A 2,240-nucleotide genomic window follows, 5' to 3' on the forward strand; every position below is an offset into this window, starting at 1 on the left:
CACGATATTGTGCACTTAGTCGGTGAATTTGATCAAAAAATTCAAACGATAGAATCTGCTCGTGCGCTCTCTTGGGCTAAATGCCTTCTCGACACCTGCAACGCTCATCATCATGATGCTACTGATAATTGTGATACTGAAAAATTATGTAAAAAACTAAACCAGTTGGCTATAGCAGCACGGCAAATAGCCTTTGAGATGGAATTTGACTTTTTAGAACAGCCTAAACGGCACCTTTTATCCATTGGATATCGTGTGCAAGAAAACAAACTCGATGAAAATTGTTATGATCTGCTTGCTTCAGAAGCACGTCTTGCAAGCTTTTTTGCTATCGCAAAGGGAGATATAAAACTTAAACATTGGTTTCATCTTGGTCGACTCCTTGTACCGATAGGTTGGAAAGGTGCGCTCCTATCATGGTCTGGTTCCATGTTTGAATACCTTATGCCCTCTCTTGTGATGCATGAACCGTTAGGATCTCTACTAGATCAAACAAATCGATTAATTATTCGATGTCAAATACAATATGCCCATAAACGAGAATTGCCATGGGGTATTTCAGAGGCCGCATTTAATGCTCGCGATCATTTAATGAACTATCAATATGCTCATTTTGGTGTTCCAAGTCTCGGCCTCCAACGTGGACTCTCACGCAATGCTGTCATTGCTCCCTATGCCAGTCTTCTAGCGGCACAATATGCACCTTCTTGCGCTGTCGCTAATTTAAAACGACTCCGTGATCTTGGAGCTTTAGGGACATATGGTTATTATGATTCTATTGATTTTACTCCTTCACGCGTGAAGATAGGGGAAAAATACGCCATTGTACGCAATTATTATGCGCACCATCATGGCATGTCTATCCTTGCTCTTAACAATGTTATTTTTCAAGGGCGAATGCGTGATCGTTTTCACAGAGATCCCGTTATTGAAGCAACACAATTGCTCTTACAGGAAAGAGCGCCTCATCTCATTCCTATTATTCATACCAAAGCTGTTAATCGTATGCGCAATAAGTCTCAAGCATTTGACGCTGCCCTTTTGCGTATTATTAAAAATCCGTTGCTCAAACCACGAGCAACTTTGCTTTTGTCTAATGGCTCTTATTCTACCATGTTAACAGCTAATGGTTCTGGTTACAGCCGTTGGCACGATTATGCGATTACGCGCTTTATTCCTGATGCAACAGAAGATCAACAAGGTACTTTATTCTTTCTACGTGATACGCATAGTGGACGCTGGTGGTCTGTTACTGGTGAACCAACACGCGTTATTGAAGAAGAAGCTGTCAGCATTTTTACAGATGAAAAGGCTGAATATACAAAAATAGTTGATGGTATTAAATCAACACTTGAATGTCTTATTACATCTGAAGGATGTGGCGAAGGGAGACGTCTTCAACTGATGAATACGACACATAAAGATTGTCTTATTGAAGTTACTTCTTATGGTGAACTGGCACTCGCAACAATGGACGTAGATAGTGCTCATCCTGTTTTTTCTCGTATGTTTATAGAGACAGAAATTGCTGAGGAAGGCAAAACAATTTTTGCCAAAAGGCGTAAACGCTCACCTAGCGACCCTGATATTCATATTGCTCATTTTGTTTCTAGTACAACAGATACTCTCCAAGAGACAGAAGCTGAAACAGATCGCTCTCTATTTATTGGTCGGGGGCGATCTATTCATCGTCCCGCTGCATTTGACCAAAATACTCGTTTTAGTAACAGTCAAGGTTGTGTTCTAGATCCTATTATGTCATTGCGCTGCTGTGTACAAATTCCAGCCCATGGCAAAGCAGAACTTATTTTTTGGACTTTCGCTGCTCATACAAAAGAAGCGCTAAATAATCATATTAAACATTATCGACAACCTGATATGTTTCAAAAAGAACTTTCAATGGCATGGACGCGCTCACAAGTTGCACTGTATCAGAGTGGAACTCAGCTTAAAGAAGCTATTGTTTATCAAAAATATGCAACACCGCTTATTTATCCAGAAAGAACGTGGCGTCTTCCTTCTGAAATATTAGCAAAAACGCTAGGAAAACAGTCTGATCTTTGGCCCATGTCCATTTCAGGAGACAATCCACTCTGTCTTCTTAGATTAAATAACGAGGGAAATATAGCTGTACTGCGTGAGCTTCTTAAAGCACACGAATATTGGCGTATGCGCGGTCTTATTGTTGATTTGGTCATTCTCAATGAACAAGCATTTTCCTATATACAAAATACACAACG

General features: G+C 40.3%; 1 protein-coding gene. It reads left to right on the forward strand.

Annotation, left to right across the window (positions count from 1 at the left end):
* On the forward strand, window positions 1–2,240 hold a 2,240-nt coding region (locus ACFIO3_RS11885; protein WP_375704515.1), incomplete at both ends, for a glucoamylase family protein.

The sequence above is a fragment of the Bartonella sp. AD328YNZD genome (genome assembly GCF_042196425.1).